Source organism: Mesorhizobium sp. CA12 (genome assembly GCF_020165255.1).
Classification (GTDB): Bacteria; Pseudomonadota; Alphaproteobacteria; order Rhizobiales; family Rhizobiaceae; genus Mesorhizobium.
Genome location: NZ_JAIUHT010000024.1, coordinates 57,256 through 76,276, shown reverse-complemented (window position 1 = coordinate 76,276; position 19,021 = coordinate 57,256). Strand labels below are relative to the sequence as shown.

Below are 19,021 nucleotides of genomic sequence, written 5' to 3'. Positions count from 1 at the left end.
CACGGGACCCGGCCGGAATGCGACAATGAATAGGCGCCAATTTACTTCTTGGGCAAATATTGATCCGGCATCGGAGTGCCCGGAAACCATTTCTCGTGCAGCCGCTTCCAGGTGCCGTCGTCCATGGCCTCGTGCAGTGCTTTGTTCAGGGCCTCCCGAAACGCGTCATTGCCTTTCTTGACCACGAATCCGGCCGGCGCATCGAAGGATGGCACGTTCATCGTTATCTTCAGGTTTTTATAGCGCTCGACATACTGCTTGGCCGATTCATAGTCGGTGAAGTGGCCATCGATCGTTCCGTTGTTCAGTGCAGCTACCGCGGTGTTGTTGTCGGGAAATTTGACGATGTCACCCTTCAGGTTCTTCTCGGCATAGATCTCCTGCAGGGTTCCCTGGATCACGCCGATGCGCTTTCCGGCGGTGCTCTCATTGCTGGTCAGTGCCGGATCGGCCGAGATGATCGACAGGTAGCCAGCGAGATAGCCGTCACTGAAATCCACGGTCTTTTTGCGCTCCGCGGTCGTGCCGATGGCGGCAACGGCCACATCGAAACGGCCGCTGGCAACGGAGGGCAGGAGCGCCGAGAATTCCTGGCCGGTGAAAACGACCTGCTCGTCCTTGAAACCGAGCCGGTGGGCCACGTCACGGAACAATTCCGCGTCGAACCCAGTGAAATTGCCATTGGCGTCGGTGAAGACATAAGGTTTTGCATCGCCCATGGTCCCAACACTGATTACCGAAGGATCAATGAGGTTGTAGGGATTGCCGGTCGCCTTTGACTGCGTTGACGCGACCAAAGTTCCAAACCCGGTTACCAGCGCAACGGCCGCGGCCAGACCACATTTGATCAGCCGACGTCTGCTCGAATTCGTTTGCATGTCTTCTCCTCTCATTGATAGCCGTAGTCGGCTTGCAACCCCACTTGAGCTCTCATCCATGGACCGACGCTCTCAGACGGTGCCTAATTCATGATGAGAACGTTCTCACGTTAGCACCGCAAATTCTTTGGGTCAATTCTCCCGGAGAATCCGGCAACTATACCGTTTCGTCTTGTAGGCGCCGTGCTCGGAGGAGGATTTCGGACGTGATCGCGCCTAAATCGATCACCGCCGCATGACCGACCGCCCCAAAATACTGGCACGTAGCGGCCGCTGCCTCCGCGGCTTGGCCGAGGATGTCCTCAGGCGCCTCCCGGCGAAGCAAGCCGAATAGCGTTCTGGCAATGAATGTGTCCCCCGCGCCCAATGTATCGATCGGTTCGACCAGCCGAGCCGGCGTGCGGTAGGAGAAGGAATGGCTGCGAAGCAGCGCACCGGCCCGTCCGCGAGTGACCAAAACCCATTTGGAACCGCACGCAAGCAATTCGGATGCGATTGCGTCCGATTGCTCGTCATCGAGACCGTCACTCGACACTGAGGCCAGATAGCAGTGGCGTCCGATCGAATAGCGATGCTCCGGGTCTCGCCGTGTCGAAAAATCGTAAGACACCAGAGACTTAGTGGAAATCTTCGGCACCCATGCATCGAGCCCGCTAGACTGACCGATGTGGGCGGCCTGAAAGCCCGAGAGAAAATCGAGATCTTGCCGGTTAGGCGTGAACATCGACACACCGAGATCGAAGGTCAGGAAAATCCGATCGGCGTCGCGGTGACCTACGACGCAGTATGCGGTGGGCCCGTCGAGGCGGCGGAGCTGGCTGATGTCCACACGCTCCGATGACAGCGCGGCCTGGATCAGGTCCCCGGCGCGGTCTCTGCCGATCGCTCCGACATATGCCGACTGCCCCCCGAAGCGGCTGACATAGACCGACACATTGAGGCAGTTGCCGCCAGGATACATCTCGCCCCGGGCAAGATAGCAATCGACAACGTTATCACCCATCGCGGCAATCTTGACCATGGCGAAACTTTCGGTTTATGGATATGAGAACGTTCACACAAATGGCTGCTGTTTGTCAATTGTGCACCAGCCTCAAGCTTTCCAACGAGACGAGGATACCGATGATTTCCGCACTGCCCGCCGATGTAGAACGCGCTCTGGCCGCTACAGCGGGCAAGCGGTTTTCGCATCTATTTCTCGTAGCGTGCGGCGGCTCGCTCTCGATCATGATGGCAGGAAAATACTTCGTCGACCGTCACAGCGGCACGATGGCCTGTGACATCTACAATGCGGATGAGTTCGTCTGCCGTGATCCGCGGCGCTTGGGGCCCGATACGCTCGTTGTCCTTTGCTCCCAGACCGGAACCACCAAGGAGACGGTGCGCGCAGCCGACCATGCCCGTGATCGAGGCGCCATGACGATCGGCATGACACTCGACCAAGCATCGCCGCTTGCTCGTGCGGTCGATCACTCGATCGCCTACCAGGCTTCTTATACGACGGGCAAAACAATCGATTCAGCCTACAGCAACTACGGAGTGCTCTACATGGTGCTCGCTGGCCTGATCGATGAGCGAGAGAATGCCGGATTGACCGCTGACCTGCTGATCAGCCTCGGCCATCTCCAGCCGGCGATCGATCGTGCGCACCAAACCTTTGACGACCGCTTTCAGACCTTTGCACCCCGCTTTGCGCCGCGTGATGCAATCTACACTCTCGCCAGCGGCGCCAGCTACGGCGCAGCCTATTCGTACGCTATCTGCGTTTTAATGGAGATGCAGTGGTACGACTCGCAGGCCATACATGCCAACGAGTTCTTCCATGGTCCTTTCGAGGTGGTAGACGAGGATGCCGGCTTCATCGTGATGCTGGGCCTGGACGAGACACGGCGCCTCACTGAGCGCGCGCGCGACTTCCTTTTCAAATATGGCAGCCGTGGGAACATCCTGCTGCTCGACGCGACGGAACTCGATCTCACGGGCATGGTAGATCGGATCAAGCCTTATCTCGTGCCTCTGGTCTTCTTCGACACTCTGTGGCGGTTTGCCTACAAGCTGGCCGATCTGCGCGACCGGCCGATGCTTGAGGGCCGGCGCTACATGAAGAAGCTGAAGGACTACTAGGTCTACCGTTCTTCGCCCAATCTCGGCCTCCCCCATTCCTCTTCAGCGCAGAAAGAACTCCCCATGACCACATCCCCAAAGCCGCGCAAGGTGATCGTCGTCGGCGCAGGCATCTTTGGTGTCTCCTCCGCCCTGCATCTTGCTCGTCTTGGCCTCGACGTGACGATCGTGAACGATGGTGCGCCCACCAAAGGGGCTTCGGGCCGTTCACTCTCCTGGCTGAACTCGGCGCGGCGCGCCAACACTGCCTATCACCGATTAAGGATGGCCGGCATCGATCGCTATCGCACGCTGGCCGCCACAAAGCCGGAAACGGCATCGTGGCTCCGCTTTGACGGCGGCCTGACTTGGGATGCGGATGAGGACAAAAACCAGATCGTCTCGATCTGCCAGCTGGAGCAGAACATCGGCTATGACGCCCTGTTGCTCAGCCCGGCGGAAGTGGCCGCCGTGACGCCCGGCGTCAATGCCGGTGCGATCAGTCCACAGGGCGCCATCTTCAATCCTGGCGAAGGATGGGTCGACTTGCCTTCTCTGATCGATCTTCTGCTCATCGAATTTCGCGCTCGTGGAGGCAAGCTTATCCAGGATGCCGGACGTGTGCGGATAGACACCACAGGCGGCCGCGCACGTGGCGTCGTCATTGCCGGCGATGCGCCGATCGAGGCGGGTTCGGTGCTGCTTGCTGTTGGACCGGCGACGCCTGCCATGCTTGCCGAGATCGACATCTATGTCCCCGACGCCACGCCGATTGCATTGCTCCTAAAGACCAAACCGATCAAGACAGCCCTCCGTGCCGTGCTGAATACGCCGCGTGTTGCGGTGCGTCCGACGCCGGACGGTGCACTTGTTTTGGATTCTGCATGGTCGGAGGAACAAGTGGTGGCTAACTCGGATGGCACTTACACCGTGCACGACAAGACCATCCGAGGGCTACTCGACGAAGCCAGTGCAGTGCTCGATGGCAATCCGCGGCTCCAGCTCGCCGCCTACGCCGTCGGCCCGAAGCCTATCCCCGGCGACGGCGAGCCGGTGCTTGGAGAGCTCGAGACCGTCCCTGGTCTCCACGTTGCCTTCAGCCACAGTGGCGCCACGCTTGGACTGATTGTCGGAGAGTTGCTTGCCCGTGAGATTGTCTCAGGCAACCCGCACCCAATGCTCGCGGCCTTCCGCGCCAGCCGTTTCAGTTGAGAGGCAACGTTAATTGTCTAAATGGGCTATGGTAGCTCAACGTTAGACTCCATCTGAATCAGAAGCACGCCGATTTCACCGAATGCGACGCCCCTTCGAAATGCCAAAAGACACTTCGAGCTTCTTCAAACGAGAGGGTTCGAATCCATAATATGAATCGACTCTCAAAAATTCAGCGAGAACAGTAGATGTAGGCATAGTGTGGTAGGCTCGGAGGGCGTGAGAACAACGGGAAAATCAATACGTTAGCGGCTGGCCCCCCAACCTTTTTCCCTCGTACTCTCTCGTATGGTCTGACGAACCCAATGACCAAGATGGAGAGTGACTTGAAGCTGTTCCATGCGCAATTCAACCCTACGTTAAGACGATCCCTCCCCTCTTTGAACGCCCTCGACACTTCCTCAAGCTTTCCGCTGAACCAGCCGTTCTGAGCCGAATCCGACTCAAGCATTCCATGGGTAAACGGCGGCTCTGCGCCAAGAAGTGGGCTTGGCGATCGCGCGGCCACCGAGCGAGGGGTCAGTGATAGTAAATGCCGCCGTCGACGTTGAGCGCCTGGCCGGTGACGAAGGCCGAGAGATCCGAGGCGAAGAACAGCACCGGTCCGACGATGTCTTCCGGCGCGCCGAGGCGCTTCAGCGCCGCGACCTCCTCCCAATGGCGGATCGCCGCTTCGCTGCCCAGATTGTTCTTGCCCATCTCGGTCAGGATGATGCCGGGGCAGATGGCGTTGACGGTGACGCCGTCCATGCCGACCTCCTGCGCCAGCACGCGGGTGAGCGTGATCACCACCGCCTTGGTCGCGGCGTAGTGGCCCTGCGTCGGCACGCCCTGCCGGCCGGCGATCGAGGCGATGTTGATCACCCTGCCCGACTTCCTGGCGCGCATATGCGGCAGCACCGCCTGGCACATCATCAGCACGCCCTTGGCATTGACGTCGAAATGCGCATTCCAATTGGCCTCGTCGAGATCCTGCAGTAGACTTGGCTTCAGGATACCGGCATTGTTGACCAGAACGTCGATGCTGCCCGCAGCCTCGAGCAGGGCCTGCGCGGCCGCCTCGATGTCCTTCTTCTTGCTGACGTCCATCGTGTAGACATACGCTTTGCGGCCGGCCGCCTCGATCTCGCCCTTGGTCAGGTCGAGCTCCGCCGCCTGCGACGGCAGATCGGTGATGGCGACATCGAAGCCCGCTTCGGCGAGCCCCTTGGCGAGCGCCCTGCCGATGCCGCGGCTGGCGCCGGTGACGAGAGCCGTCTTGCCCTTGGCTGCGGGGAGAATGGTCATGCTGCTTCCACCTTTGATGTCTTGACCGGGAGCGAGTTCATCGCCGCGATCGTGTCGTCGAACGAAACGAGTTTGCCGTCGGAGCCGAGCCCCATCGCCACCTTGGCGGCGACGGCGCTGGCAAAGCGTGCGGACTGCCTCAGGTCCCAGCCCTTGACGATGCCGACGATGATGCCGGCGGTGAAGGAATCGCCGCAGCCCGTGGTGTCGAACACGTCGACCTCGAAGGCGGGCAGATGGAAATCCTCGCCATGCTCGGGCGAGACATGCACACCGTGGGCGCCGAGCGTGAGGATGCAGTTCTTGACGCCCCTCGCCTTGAAGAAGGCGGCGACGCGGGCCGGATCGCGGTCGTGCGCCATCTCGCCGGCTTCGTCGATGCTGGGCACGAAATAATCGATATAGGGCAGGCAAGGCTCGACCAGCTTCCAGGTCTCCGGCGTCGCCTGGATGAGGTCGAAAGTGGTGATGCGGCCAAGCGCCTTCGCGCGCTTCAACAGCCGTACCGTTGGTGCGCCGTCAAAGCGCTTCAACAGGCCGGTGCCGCCGACATGGACTACGGTCGCGTCGAGCGCGGCATCGAGATCAGCATCGGCGACCTCGAACAGGGCGGCTGTGCCCGGCACATGCAATGCGGGACGCTCGCCGTTCGGCCGCACCGGCAAAATCGTGGACGAGGTCTGGACGCTGCCGTCGCGGCGCACGAGGCTCGTCTCCAGGCCGTATTTCTTGAGCTTGGCGAGGAACCAGTCGCCCATATCGTCGGTGCCAAGCGTGGTGACGGCCCGCGTCTTCAGACCGAGGATGGCGCAGTCCATGCCGGTCGCGCCCGCCGTGCCGGCGACGGTCATGCGGATCTCCTCGATATAGTCGGCCCGGCCGCCTTCGGGGATGCGCGAGACCGGCCGCCCGAGAATGTCGAGGACATAGAAGCCGATCGAGCTGACGTCGAATTGTGGCATGGTTGACTTAACCTTTCGAGTTCAATGAGCGGCGCGGCGCAGGCCGAAGCTCGCGGCCAGCACCAGGAAGACGAGCACGCCGATGCCGACCTGCTGCCAGTAGAAATTCCAGCCGACAAGCAGCAGCCCGTTCTTGACGATGGCGAGCAGCAGCACGCCAAGCAGCGTGCCGATGACCGAGGGCTTGCGCTCGCGGCTCAGCGTCGTGCCGATGAAGGTGGCGCCGATCGCATCGAGCAGGAAGGCGTTGCCGGAGAGCGGCACGTAGGACTTCACGGTCGCCGAGAGCAGGATGCCGGTGACGCCGGCAAGCAGCGCGCACAAAACATGCACCATCGACAATTCGCGCGGCACGCGGATGCCGGAATACCAGGCTACGCCGGGCTGCGCGCCCATGGCCTGCACGTAGCGGCCGAACACCGAGCGATGCAGCAGGACATGAACCGCGACGACGAGGACGATCAGCACAATGACCGGGGTCGGTATCCCGAACAAAGCGGTGCGGGCGATGGCGTTGAACTGGTCTGCTGCATACCCGCTGGTGAGATAGATCGGCTGGCCGCCGCTGGTGGCGAGCTGCTGCGTGCTCTGGCCGATGAAGAGCACGCCGAGCGTCGCCAGGAACGGGCTGATGTTGAGCCTGGTGATGAGGATCGCATTCAGCACGCCGACGATCAGCGCGGCGCCGAGCCCGCCCGCTACGCCGACCACGCCGCTGTAACCGGCGGCCAGAAGCATGACGAAGATCATGCTTGCCATGTCGACCGAGACGCCGACCGACAGATCGATGCCACCCGACGAGATGACGATGGTGAGACCCAGCGCGACGATCGCCAGCATGACGACGTTGTTGACCAGCACGTTGAAGAGGTTGGCCGGCGTCAGGAAGGTCGGGCTCGCCACGGCGAATAATATGACGATAACCGCGAAGGCGATGAGCACGCTGTATTTGGCGAGGAAGCCGCGCACACTCACCTTGGCTGAATTGTCGTTGGCTGAGACGCTCATCGCGAACCCTCCGAACCGCGGGCAAAGGATGTGATGGCCACCACCAGCAGGATCAGCGCGCCCTGCACGCCGTTGACCCAGTAGCTGGAGACGTTGAGCAGCTGGAAACCGTTCGCGAGCAGGCCGATGAACAGCACACTGAGCAGCGTGCCGCCCATGGTCGGCACGAAGCGGCGCGAAAAGACGGTGCCAAGCAAGGCCGCCGCCAGCACCGACAGAAGCAGCTCACCGGAACCGGGCGTGCTGGCCGACAGGCGCGAGACGGTGAGGATCGCCGCCACCGCCGCGCAGAGGCCGCTTAGAACATAGGTGAAGGAGACATAGAAGGGCACGCTGATGCCGGCCGCGCGCGCCGCCTCGGGATGGCCGCCGACAGCGTAGAGCCTGAGACCGAAAGAAGTACCGTGAACGAGCACGGTCATGATCGCGGAGAAGACGATCAGCGCCCAGGCAAGCGCGGAGACGCCGAGGAAGCTGCCCGAAACCAGCACGCCGAGCAGCGGGGAGGATGCGCCGACCACCGTGTTCTGGGTGAGCGTGAGTTCCATGCCGGCTGCGACGTTGAGCACGGCAAGCGTTGCGAGCAACGGCAGGATGCCGAGGCCGACCACGGCAAGGGCGTTCAACGCGCCGACCGCCATGCCGACGGCGATGGCCGCGAGCACGGAAAGGAAATCGCCATAGCCCATCGACAAGAGCGTCGCGTAGACGGCGGCGCAGAGCCCCATATTGGCGGCGATCGACAGATCTATGCCGCCTTCAGTGACATCGGAACCGCCGCCGATGATGACGGCCGTCATGCCATAGGCGAGCACACCCAGAATCGCCGACTGCTCGACGACGTTGATCAGGTTGAAGGTCGAGGTGAAGCCCGGCGCGAAGATGACGAAATAGGCCATGATCGCGGCGAAGGCGGCGATCGCGCCGAGCCGCACGACGAGCGCGCCAAAGCGCCGGCCGGCGCTCTTTGCGGCGGTCTGCTTCTCGTCGGAAACGCCGACTTCGGTGTGGAGAACAGTCGCGCTCATGCGGCCACCCCATCGGTGTTCGAGCGCGCGCCGGACGAAGCCGCCAGCAGCGCGTCGCTGTTCATCGCGGGACCGGAGAAGCTGCTGGCAAGCCGGCCGCGATAGACGACCAGGACACGGTCGCAGACGCCGACCAGCTCGAGCAGGTCGGAGGACAAAAGCAGGATCGCCGCGCCCTCGCCCGCCAGCCGGTTCAGCAGGTTGTAGATCTCGACCTTGGCGCCGACATCGACGGCGACCGTCGGCTCATCCAGCACATAGACGCGCGACTGGCAGCTCAGCCATTTGGCGATCGCCACCTTCTGCTGGTTGCCGCCGGAGAGCTCGCGCACCAGCGCGTCGCGATGCGGTGTCTTGATCGACAGTTCCTTGATCAGGCCGTCCACCGCCTGGTTCTCAGCGCCACGGCTGACCATGCCGCTGCGCGAATAGCGGCGCAGGCTGGCCAAAGAGATGTTCTCGCGCACGGACAGACCAAGCGCCACGCCATGCGCACGGCGATCTTCCGGCAGCATGGCGATGCCATCGCGCACGGCCTTGACCGGCGTGGACAGCGACAGCTCCCTGCCCTCGACCTTGACTTGGCCGCCATCGGCAGTCTTGAGGCCGAACAGGCACTGGACGATCTCCTTGGCGCCGGAGCCGAGCAGCCCGGTGAGGCCGACGATCTCGCCGGCGCGCACATTGAAGCCGATGTTCTCGAAACTGCCGCCTAGGCGGAGGTTGGAAACCTCCAGCACCGGCGCGCCTAAAGTGACCGAGCGCTTCGGGAACATCTCGCCGACATCACGGGCAATCATCATCGCGATGATCTCGTCGATCGGCGTCTGGCGCGGATCGACTGTGCCGACATCGGTGCCGTTGCGCATCACGGTGACGCGGTCGCAGAGTTTTTCGATCTCCTGCATATAGTGGGAAATGAAGACCACGGCGATGCCGTCGTCGCGCAGCCGGCGCAGCACGTCGAACAGGCTGTCGACCTCGCGCTTTACGAGCGCCGCCGTCGGCTCGTCCAGCACCAGCACCGACGCCTTCTGCGCCAGCGCCCGGGTGATCTGCACCACCTTCTGCTGCGCCGTGGTGAGGTCCTTGACGAGGGTTCCGGCCGGCAGTTCCATGCCGAAGAAGCGCTTCAACAGATCAGCGGCGCGGCGCTCCATGGCACGGCGGCTGACGAATGGACCGAGGCCGATTTCGTGGCCGAGGAAGACGGCTTCGCCGACGGTCGCGGTCGGCACCAGAAGCCTGTCCTGATGGATGAAGTGCACGCCGAGCTTTTCGACCGACGCTGGTGTCAGCGAGGTAATGACCTCGCCATTGATGACGATCGTGCCGCTGTCCGGCTTGATGATGCCGGCCAGCACCTTGATAATGGTCGACTTGCCGGCGCCGTTCTGGCCGACAAGGCCGAGGATCGAGCCGCGCGCGATCTCGAGGTTCGCGTTTTCCAGCGCGCGCACCGGACCGAACCGTTTCGATATGCCCGTCATCGATACAGCAATTTCTCTTGTTGCTGTCTGCATGGCCGTCAATCCTGGTTGGCTGTGACGGGCGGCCGCATAGGCGCGGCTGCCCGTCGTTCCGTTCCGTCCTATTGAACGCCAGCCTTCTCGGCGGCGTCGAGGAACGGCTTTCCTTTTTCGGCGGCGTTTTCCTTGTTGATCAGCACCGAAGGCACGAAAGTGAACGGCGGCACCTTTTGGCCGGCCAGATATTTGGCGGCGTTGTCGACCGAGGTCTTGCCGATCTCATAGGGCTGCTGAGCCGCGACCGCGCCGGCCGACGACTTCGGGTCCATCACCATCTTGATGACTTCCGGGCTGCCGTCGATTCCGTAGGTCTTGACCTCGTTGCGGCCGGCGGCTTCGACCGCCTGCGTGGCGCCGATCTGCGGCACGTCCCAGCACGCCCAAACCGCGCCGATCGACCCCTTCTCGGGCGACTTGGTCAGCATGTCCGTGACATTGGAATAGGCGCTCTGCACCGTGTTCGGGATGACGTCGCGCAGTTCCGGCTCGATGATCTTCACATCCGGGAACGAGGTCAGCACGTATTTCAGCTGGTCGTAGCGGATCTTGCAGACTGGCACGCTGTAGAAGCCGTTGAAGACCAGCACATTGCCCTTGCCGCCCATGTCGGCGACCATCTGCAGCGCGATCTCGGCGCCGATATTGTAGTTGTTCGACGTGGTGTTGTTGATGGCGTGCGGCGTCGCGGTGTCGACCGTGAACAGCGGAATGCCGGCGTCGCGGATCTTCTGCAGCCAGGGGTTCAGCACTTCGAGGTTGCCGAGCTGCTCGATGATGGCGTCGGGCTTCTGGGCGATCAGCGTCTGCAGCTGCGCGATCTGCTGCTGGTCCTTGCGGCCGGCATCGAGCGCGATGACTTCACCGCCGAGTTCCTTGACGCGGTCCTGGATGCCGCGGAACGCCATCAAGTCCCAATAGTGGTCCGTGCCGATGGCGGAGACACCGATGCGCTTGCCCTTGAGCGACAGCTCCTCGGCACTCGCGCCGGAGACGGCGGCAACGCTGCAAGCCGCCGCTAATCCAAAAGCGAGCGCCTTGACGAGGCCTTTCATGGATCTGGTCATTTTCATTCCTCCCTTGTTGATCGCTCCGGGCCTTCCCGGAGGATATGCGAAACTGTGAAATTGCTGCCCCTCAAGCAGCGGCGTCATTGTCGCGCAGGCCGTAGCTCGCCATGCGCTTGATGACGTTTTCGATCTCCTCGTCGGACAGGATCGGCGGCTCGCCGATCTGCAGGGCGCCGTGATACTGGCGCGCCAGCGTCTCGACCTCGACCGCCAGCCACATCGCCTGGGCGAGGCTCGATCCGACGGCGATCATGCCGTGCTGGGCAAGCAGGCAGGCCTTGCGGTCGCGCAGCGCCTCCACCGCATGCGCCGAAAGCTCCGCCGTGCCGAAGGTGGCGTAGGGCGCGCAGCGTATGTCGCTGCCGCCGGCAACCGCGACCATGTAATGGATCGCCGGTATCTTCCGGCCCATGATGGCGATGGTCGTGCAGTAGGTCGGATGCGCGTGAACGACGGCGTTGACCTCGGGCCTGGCCTTCATGATGTCGAGATGGAAGCGCCATTCGCTGGACGGTGGCAGGCGTCCGTCGACCTCGCCGTCCCAGCCCATGAAGACGATGTCTTCCGGCTGCAGCGTGTCATAGGGCGTGCTGGTCGGCGAGATCAGCATGCCCTCGCCATGGCGCCGGCTGATGTTGCCTGACGTGCCCTGGTTGATCCCCAGCGCGTTCATCTCGATGCAGGCATCGATGATGGCCCGGCGCGCCTCGAGGTCCGAAAGGGTCATGCGGTATTCCAATCCTTGCGAGGCCAATTACCAGGCCGTGTAGCCGCCATCGATCGACAGGATCGCGCCCGTGACGTAGCTCGACGCGGGCGACGCCAGGAACAGGATCGCCGAGGCGATCTCTTGCGGCGTGCCCAAGCGCCCCATCGGCGTCATGTCGATCCAGGTGTTGAAGAGTTCGGGACGCTCGCGCATCTTCAGTGTCATCTCGGTGCCGACATAGCCCGGCGCCAGCGCGTTGACGCGCACGCCTGACTTTGCCCATTCGACCGCGAGCGCCTTGGTCATCATATGCACGGCGCCCTTGCTCACCATGTAGGACGGCGCCGTCTGCGGACGGTTGATGATCAGGCCCGACATCGAGCCCAGATTGACGATCGAGCCCTTCTTGCGGGCGACCATCGAGCGGCCGAAGGCGCGCGAGGCCCAGTAGACGCCGTTGACGTTGACATCCATCACCAGGCGCCATTCCTCGTCCGACGTGTCAAGCGCGGTGTTGAGGCGCGCGATGCCGGCGCTGTTGACCAGGACATCGACCTTGCCGAAGTCCGCGACGATCTGAGCGGCCATCGCCTCCACGGCTTGCGGATCCGTGACGTCGAGCACGCGGCCATCGACGCTCGCGACGCCAGCCGCCTTGAGCGCCTCGACAGCAGCTTTCAGCCCGTCCGCATTCATGTCGAGAAGCACGATACGCGCGCCGCAAGTCCCCAGCGCCCCGGCGGCCTCGAGACCGATCCCGCTGGCGCCGCCGGTGACGACGGCGACCTCGCTCGTTAGGTCGAATTGCGACCGGTAATCCATGCACGTCCTCCATCAGGACGAGCTTGAGCGCGGGCAAAACACTGCCCTCGCCGCCGAAGCGGCGCCGCAAGCCAGCCGATCCTGATAATGCCTCCGGGGTCAGGCTCCTTCCGACCCCATGACAGGGACGTTACAGAAGCTTTTTCCACCCGTCAATCTGGTTATAACCAGAAAACAGATTCTTTTTTGGTAACTGGCAAGTCAGGTGCGATCGACGCCGTTCACCGTCGCTGACGGCTGCTCGACCGCCATATGGATGCGGGCGACGGAGGAATTATAAAAGGCCTCGTAATATTCGAGCGCGGCACCGTCCGCGTCATAGGCGATTGACTCGATCTCGATCAGCGGCGTGTTGGCGGCGACGCCCATTTCGTCGGCCTCTTCCTTGGTGGGGAGCGCGGCGCGCAGCCAGCGGTCGGCGCGCTTCACCGTCAGGCCGAACACGGCGCGGATAGTGCCGAAGATGGACTGGTTTTCCGACAGGATGTTCTCCAGACCCGGCACCCGGTGCCCCGGCAGGCTGATGCGCGTCATGGTGATAGGCGTGCCGTCGGTCATATAGACGCGGCTGATGCGGACCACGCTGCCATTGGCGGGAATGCCGAAGACCTTCGACTCCTTGTCGCTCGGCGGGCAGCGGTAGATCTCCAGCGTGCGGGTCGAGACCTTGTGGCCCTTGGCGGTCAAATCGTCGAAGACACCGAGATTGGCGGTCATGAAGTCGACATGCTCGCGGGGTGCCGCGACGAACATGCCCTTGCGCGGCATCTTGATGATGCGGCCTTCGTTGGACAGCGAGCCGATCGCGGCGCGCACCACAGGGCGCGAGACGCCGAAGAAATCGCAAAGCGCCTGTTCCGAGGGAATGCGTGAATTGGCGGCAAGCAGGCCGGTGTTGATCGCTTCCTCGACCTGGTTGCGCAACTGCACCCAGAGCGGTGCGGCCTCGTCGCGGTTGAGCTGCACTTTCGAGCCGATCGAGCGGAAGGCCTCGGCCGCCTCGGCGTCTTCCTGATCGTAACGAGGACGCCCGCGCGTTCTGGTAGCTTGTTCCATCCGATCCTGCCGCAATTCATTTGCCGCGACTCAGATAAGCGGCAGCGCCTCGCTAGCGGAGGCCGCCGGCCATTTTCACGCTCTCCGGCAAGTTTCGCAACCATAGCATGGCGGCCGCCCCCAGAAGCGGTCCGGGAACCAGGAGCAGGAAGGCCCAGCGCCAACCCCCGATGAATTCGGCGAAGCGCGGCGTCAGCCAGATGGCGAGCACCGTCAGCGCGAAGCCCGCGCCCATTTGCACCGACAGAGCGGTTCCGACGAAGCGGCGGTCGGCGAGCTCGGTGACGGCGGTGGAGAACTGCGCCGAATCGCCGATGACCGAGACGCCCCAGACGAGGGCCACCAGCATGAACAGCCAGAGCGGGCCGGTGAACAGAAAACCCATCAGCAGCGCGCAGCTTCCCGAGACGATCATCATGCCGGCGGTGGTGGCGGTGCGGCCGACGCGGTCCGACAGATAGCCTCCGAGCAAACACCCCAGAATGCCGGAGGCGACGACGAGGAAGGTCGAGAGCGAGGCAGCGGCCGCCGTTCCGATCGCCTGTGCTTCGAAGGCGGCGCGCGTGTAGGCGAGCAGCCACGCCCACATGGCGTACAGCTCCCACATATGGCCGAGATAGCCGAGATTGACTAACAGCAGCGGCTTTTCGCGAAAGACCTGGCCGATGCGCGAGGGCTCAAAGATAGCCTTGCCGAAGGGATGGGGTCCTTCCTTCGCGAACAGCAGGAAGAGCAGCGCGCCCGCCGCAGTGGCCAAGCTTGCCCCGGCAACCACCGGACGCCAGTCGAGCGCGGTCGAGACAGCGCGGAAAAGATGCGGCAGCGCCGAGCCGACAGTCAGCGCGCCGATGACGGCGCCGAGCGCCAGTCCCCTTTCGCGGGTGAACCAGGTGGCGACCAGCTTCAGCGCCGGCGGATAGACGCCTGCGAGCGCAACACCGGTGACGATGCGCGCGACGATCATGCCGCCAGGTCCGGGATGGAAGAGCAGCGTCGCGTTGGCCAAAGCGGCGACGAGCGCCGCCGCCGCCATCAGGTGACTCAGCCGTACGAGGTCGGGAAGATTGACCAGACTCGCCGCCAGCGCGCCTAGAACGAAGCCAACCTGGACGCCATTGGTCAGCCAGGCCTCGGCGCCCGCGCCCAACGCCAGCTCCTGCCTCAGTTCGGGAAGTATCGCGGTGGCCGAGAACCAGGTGGTCAGCGACAGGACGACTGCGAGGCAAAGCGGCGACAGCACGCGCCAGCGCTCGCTGTCGGCCGCCGTGCCAACCCCGCCGGCCGTGCTCATGCGCCTTGCAGCGGTACGGTGAAGACCGTGGCTGTGCCGGTGAGGCAAAGCTCGCCCTGGCCGTTGCGCACGCTAGTCTCGATCTTGCAGATAGGCTTATCGGGCCGCACTTCCTTGACCTCCACGCGTCCGGTGATCTCCTCGTCAACGCCGACCGCCTTGACGAACTTCCAGGCCACTTCGAGGAACACGGTTCCGGGGCCAGGCAGATCCTCCGCGACCAGCGCGTTTAGGATGCCGGAGGTGACGCCGCCCTGGACAATCAGCTTGCCGAACACCGACTTCTCGGCCAGCATTCGGTCGTAATGCAGCGGGTTACGATCGCCGGTGATGTCGGTGAAGGCCTCGATGTCGCTCATCCTTGTGCGGCGCGTGCGCTCGGCGAAGGCCCCGACCTGCGGGCGACCCTTCACGACACCCACCCAACCGTCTTTCGTCTCGGTGCTCATTGCGGCTTCTCCTCTGCTCCGGGTTCGACTGGTTTGAAGGCCGGCAGGACGCGACCGCCGATGGCTGTCGGCGCAAGCCGAAGCATGTCCCCGATCTGTAGCGGCCGTGTGCCGGCCAGGATGAAACTCAGCATCGTCGGGCCTTCGACCAATTCGATAAGGCCGACCACATAAGGTGCTACAGGCAGCCAGCCGGCATGGCCGGGCTTGTGCACCTCCGAAAAAGACTTGAGCCGCCCTCTGCCCGATGCGTCTTTCCAGACCAGGCGCTTGCTCCAGCAATGCGGGCAGATCGGGCGCGGATAGAAGATAGCCTTGCCGCAGTCCTCGCAGTGCTGGATGGTCAGCCGGCCTTCGGCGGCGGCATCCCAGAACGGCTTGGTCAGCGCGGTGATCGTCGGACCAGGGGTTTTCAGCGTATTGAGATCGACGGACATCAGGCGGCTCCCAGCACGAGCGCTGTCGCTTCGCTCATCGTCGCGCCATTGCCGGTGACCAGCGCGAGCCCGGCCTTGCCGATCTGGCGTTCGCCCGCCTCGCCGCGCAGCTGGCGTACCGCCTCGACGACATGAGTCATGCCGCCGGCAAGGTCCGGCTGGCCGAAGCCGAGCTGGCCGCCATGCGTGTTGAGCGGCTTGTCGCCCTTGTGGGAAAGGTCGTGGTCGTTGAGCCACGCGCCGAACTGGCCCGGCGCGCAGAGGCCGGCATCCTCGATCGTGGTGGCGACCATGATCGTATAGCAATCATAGAGCGACAGAAGGTCCATCTCATCGGCCCGCGTGCCGGACTGTTGGAAGGCCCGCGCCATGGCGCTCTTCAACGGACCGGAGGTAAGACTCGGCGCCTGGCTGACCGCGCGGTGCGTGACTTTCTCGCCGGCGCCGAGCAGATGCACGGGCGGCTTTCGCAACGACCGCGCGCGTTCGACCGAGGTGACGACGACCGCTTCGCCGCCGGCGACCGGCATGACGATTTCGAGGAGGTGCAGCGGCGAAGCGATTATCGGCGAGGCCAGCACCGCCTCCACATCGGCCGGCTTGCCGAAGAAGATGGCGTCGGGATTGAGCTGCGCATTGGCGCGCGCGGCCGCGGCGATCAGGGCGAAGTCCCGCGCGGTCGAGCCGTATGCGGCCATATGCGCCTGCATCAGCAGCGCATAGGAGATGTTGGCGCCCGAGGCGCCGAAAGGCACGTCGAACTCGCGGATCGGATTGCGGTTGGGAGAACGAGGCGGCGTCTCCTCGCGGTTGTTGGCGAGCACGCACAGCACCGTCTCGCACATGCCTGCCTCGATCGCGGCGGCCGCGCGCCAGACCATGCCGGCGCCGGATGCGCCGCCGAGGTCCACGACATTGGCCATGGTCGGCGCGAGACCCAGATATTCGGCAATCGTCGCCGGCACATGCTGCGGCGTCTCGCCGACCTGGGGACCGACCAGCAGCCCGTCAATTGCCGCCGGATCGAGCCCGGCGTCGAGCACCGCCAGGCGCGAGACCTCGGCGATCATCTCCAGCGTCCTCACGCCGCTGGTCAGGCGCTGCGGCTTCAACTCGCCGATGCCGACGATCGCTCCCTTCGGCCGGCTCATGCCGCCTTGCTCCGGTCGAGCGTGCGGTATTCCTCTAGGCATGCCGGATTGGCGAGCGAAGCCATGTTCTTGACCGGCTTGCCCTCGAGCGTGGTGCGGGCGGCGCCCTCGACGCGTTTTCCGTTCAGCGTATAGGGCACGGCCTGCACCGCATGGATGCGATGCGGCACATGGCGCGGCGAGGCCCCTTCGCGAATCGCGCCGCGGATTTGCGCGGCAAGCTCTGGGGTCAACGCATAGCCATCATTGAGCTTGACGCAGAGCACGATCTCCTCGTCGCCTTCGACCGGCGCGCCAAAGACCAGGCAATCCTCGATCTCGGCAAAGTTTTCGCAGGCGGCATAGATTTCCGCCGTGCCGATGCGCACGCCGCCGGGCTTCAGCGTCGTGTCCGAGCGGCCGTGGATGACGCCGGAGCCGTAAGCGGTCATCTCAGCCACGTCGCCATGCGTCCAGATCTCGTGGCGCGTGGCGAAATAGGTGGCGTGATAACGCTCGTCGCCGTCCTTGCCCCAGAAGGTCAGCGGCATCGACGGGAAGGGCTCGGTGCAGACGAGATCGCCCTGGCGGCCGATCACCGGCGCGTTGCGCTCGTCCATGACGGCCACGGCGAGGCCAAGGCCTTTCACCGTCAGCTCGCCGCGCCGCACAGGATGGATCGGCGATCCCAGCAGGAAGCAGCCGATGATCTCGGTGCCGCCGGAGATGGAGGCGAAGATCATGTCGCGCTTCACATGCTCGTAGACCCAGTCGAATTGCCCGGGCGAGACGGGCGCGCCGGCCGACAGCAGCGAGCGCAGCGGCGAAAGGTCGTGCAGGCGCCCCGGCGCGTAATTTTCGGCGGCAAGCGTGGCGAGATATTTCGGGCTCGTGCCGAAATGCGTGACGCGGGCACGCTCGGCCATCGTCCATAGCGGACTGGGGTCGAGGCCGTCGGCCGATTTCAGGATCGGCGCGCCGTCATAGAGCACCACGCTCGCGCCGCAGGCGAGGCCCGAGATCAGCCAGTGATACATCATCCAGGCGGTGTTGGTGTACCAGCTCATGACGTCGCCGGGGCGAACGTCGCCGTGGAGCAGATGCTCCTTCAGGTGCTGGAGCAGCACGCCGCCGGCGCGGTGGACGATCGCCTTCGGCGCGCCTGTCGTGCCGGACGTGTAGAGCACATAGGCCGGATGGTCGAACGGCACGCGCTCGAAGGTGAGCGGGCCGTCGCCGCCGAAATCGTCGAACGAAACGCAATCCGCTGCGCAATCCAGCTTCGCGCTCGGTTCGCCGGTCAGCACCAGCGCCGTCACCGTCGGCATCGCCGCGAGGATCTCGGCCAGCCTGCCGGAGATGTCGTGATCCTTGCCCGCGTAGCGGTAGCGCGGCGCGGCGAACAGCGCCTTGACGCCGATCTGGCCGAGGCGGTCGACGATCGCGGCGGCGCCGAAATCCGGCGAACAGGACGACCAGACGGCGCCGATGGAGAGCGTCGCCAAAAGCGCCACGAGCCCTTCGACCCTATTGGGCAAGATACCGCCGACACAATCGCCCTTGCCGATACCGGCCGCGCGCAGGCCGTCGGCCGTTCGAGCTACAAGCCGGCGCAATTCAGCGAGCGTGATCGCCTGGAAATGGCCGCCCTCGTCGGCCTCGATCACCGCGACCCTCTCGCCGTCGCCACGCAACAGGTTTTCCGCAAGATTAAGCTTTGCTTCCGGCAGGAAGCGGCTCCCGGTCATCGGCGCATTGTCGTCGCGCAGGAAGGAGATCGCGCCTGGATCGCCGACGACCTCGGCGAAATCCCACACCGCCCGCCAGAAGGCCCCGGGATCGCCGATCGACCAGCGATGCAGCGTCTCGTAGTCGCGCGGGTCGAAGCCGTTGGCGGTCGAAAAGCGCGCAAGGTTGGATGATTGGAACGCGGCCGGCGCCGGCGTCCAAAGCACGGATGACATGGATTTCCTCCCGCAACGCAGGCCGGGCTCGATGCCGCGACCTTGCCTGCCGATGCATTTCATGATTATTGGTTATAACCAGAATGTCA

18 protein-coding genes are annotated in these 19,021 nt (G+C 63.8%); 2 read left to right on the top strand and 16 right to left on the bottom strand.

The window, feature by feature from the left end; genetic code table 11:
• Positions 1-41 precede the first annotated feature (41 nt).
• Together LB520_RS27485 and LB520_RS27480 are read right to left on the bottom strand one after the other, a co-directional pair.
• Complete coding sequence (locus LB520_RS27485) at positions 42-878, bottom strand: ABC transporter substrate-binding protein (protein WP_224640019.1); 837 nt, start codon at positions 876-878, stop codon at positions 42-44.
• Between the two features lie 157 nt (positions 879-1,035).
• Entirely contained in the window at positions 1,036-1,899 is an 864-nt protein-coding gene (locus LB520_RS27480) for a PfkB family carbohydrate kinase (protein ID WP_224640018.1), read from the bottom strand.
• A gap of 101 nt (positions 1,900-2,000) precedes the next feature.
• On the opposite strand from LB520_RS27480, the gene LB520_RS27475 reads away from it, so the two are divergent.
• Together LB520_RS27475 and LB520_RS27470 are read left to right on the top strand one after the other, a co-directional pair.
• Entirely contained in the window at positions 2,001-3,002 is a 1,002-nt protein-coding gene (locus LB520_RS27475) for an SIS domain-containing protein (RefSeq protein WP_224640017.1), read from the top strand.
• Between the two features lie 63 nt (positions 3,003-3,065).
• A complete protein-coding gene (locus LB520_RS27470; protein WP_224640016.1) occupies positions 3,066-4,193 on the top strand; it encodes an NAD(P)/FAD-dependent oxidoreductase in 1,128 nt (375 codons plus the stop codon).
• 519 nt (positions 4,194-4,712) lie between these two features.
• On the opposite strand, the gene LB520_RS27465 is transcribed toward LB520_RS27470, so the two are convergent.
• The 14 genes from LB520_RS27465 to LB520_RS27400 all read right to left on the bottom strand — a co-directional run bounded on the left by LB520_RS27465 (position 4,713) and on the right by LB520_RS27400 (position 18,932).
• Positions 4,713-5,480, bottom strand: coding sequence for an SDR family NAD(P)-dependent oxidoreductase (locus LB520_RS27465; protein WP_224640015.1), 768 nt, complete (start codon positions 5,478-5,480; stop codon positions 4,713-4,715).
• Positions 5,477-6,442 (bottom strand): carbohydrate kinase family protein, encoded by a 966-nt coding sequence (locus LB520_RS27460; protein WP_224640014.1) that lies wholly within the window; start codon positions 6,440-6,442, stop codon positions 5,477-5,479. Before LB520_RS27460 ends, LB520_RS27465 begins: the two co-directional genes overlap by 4 nt.
• Positions 6,443-6,463: 21 nt before the next feature.
• Positions 6,464-7,450: an ABC transporter permease gene (locus tag LB520_RS27455; RefSeq protein WP_224640013.1), complete on the bottom strand. Its 987-nt coding sequence runs from the start codon at positions 7,448-7,450 to the stop codon at positions 6,464-6,466.
• Positions 7,447-8,478, bottom strand: a complete 1,032-nt coding sequence (locus tag LB520_RS27450) for an ABC transporter permease (protein WP_224640012.1) — start codon at positions 8,476-8,478, stop codon at positions 7,447-7,449. Before LB520_RS27450 ends, LB520_RS27455 begins: the two co-directional genes overlap by 4 nt.
• Positions 8,475-9,968: a sugar ABC transporter ATP-binding protein gene (locus tag LB520_RS27445; RefSeq protein ID WP_224523632.1), complete on the bottom strand. Its 1,494-nt coding sequence runs from the start codon at positions 9,966-9,968 to the stop codon at positions 8,475-8,477. Before LB520_RS27445 ends, LB520_RS27450 begins: the two co-directional genes overlap by 4 nt.
• Positions 9,969-10,069: 101 nt before the next feature.
• The gene (locus LB520_RS27440) at positions 10,070-11,071 is read right to left on the bottom strand and encodes a sugar ABC transporter substrate-binding protein (RefSeq protein ID WP_224545047.1); all 1,002 of its coding nucleotides are present in this window, start codon (positions 11,069-11,071) and stop codon (positions 10,070-10,072) included.
• 70 nt (positions 11,072-11,141) lie between these two features.
• Positions 11,142-11,801, bottom strand: coding sequence for an L-fuculose-phosphate aldolase (locus LB520_RS27435; RefSeq protein ID WP_095765789.1), 660 nt, complete (start codon positions 11,799-11,801; stop codon positions 11,142-11,144).
• Between the two features lie 27 nt (positions 11,802-11,828).
• Entirely contained in the window at positions 11,829-12,605 is a 777-nt protein-coding gene (locus tag LB520_RS27430) for an SDR family NAD(P)-dependent oxidoreductase (protein WP_224640011.1), read from the bottom strand.
• A 201-nt stretch (positions 12,606-12,806) separates the two neighbouring features.
• Entirely contained in the window at positions 12,807-13,661 is an 855-nt protein-coding gene (locus LB520_RS27425; protein ID WP_095765791.1) for a GntR family transcriptional regulator, read from the bottom strand.
• Between the two features lie 52 nt (positions 13,662-13,713).
• Positions 13,714-14,952, bottom strand: a complete 1,239-nt coding sequence (locus tag LB520_RS27420; protein ID WP_224640010.1) for an MFS transporter — start codon at positions 14,950-14,952, stop codon at positions 13,714-13,716.
• Positions 14,949-15,401, bottom strand: a complete 453-nt coding sequence (locus tag LB520_RS27415; protein ID WP_224640009.1) for a MaoC family dehydratase — start codon at positions 15,399-15,401, stop codon at positions 14,949-14,951. The genes LB520_RS27420 and LB520_RS27415 overlap by 4 nt, the downstream gene beginning before the upstream one ends.
• Positions 15,398-15,838 (bottom strand): Zn-ribbon domain-containing OB-fold protein, encoded by a 441-nt coding sequence (locus LB520_RS27410; RefSeq protein WP_224523622.1) that lies wholly within the window; start codon positions 15,836-15,838, stop codon positions 15,398-15,400. Before LB520_RS27410 ends, LB520_RS27415 begins: the two co-directional genes overlap by 4 nt.
• Complete coding sequence (locus LB520_RS27405) at positions 15,838-16,989, bottom strand: thiolase family protein (protein ID WP_224523620.1); 1,152 nt, start codon at positions 16,987-16,989, stop codon at positions 15,838-15,840. The genes LB520_RS27410 and LB520_RS27405 overlap by 1 nt, the downstream gene beginning before the upstream one ends.
• A complete protein-coding gene (locus LB520_RS27400; protein ID WP_224640008.1) occupies positions 16,986-18,932 on the bottom strand; it encodes an acetoacetate--CoA ligase in 1,947 nt (648 codons plus the stop codon). The genes LB520_RS27405 and LB520_RS27400 overlap by 4 nt, the downstream gene beginning before the upstream one ends.
• Positions 18,933-19,021 lie beyond the last annotated feature (89 nt).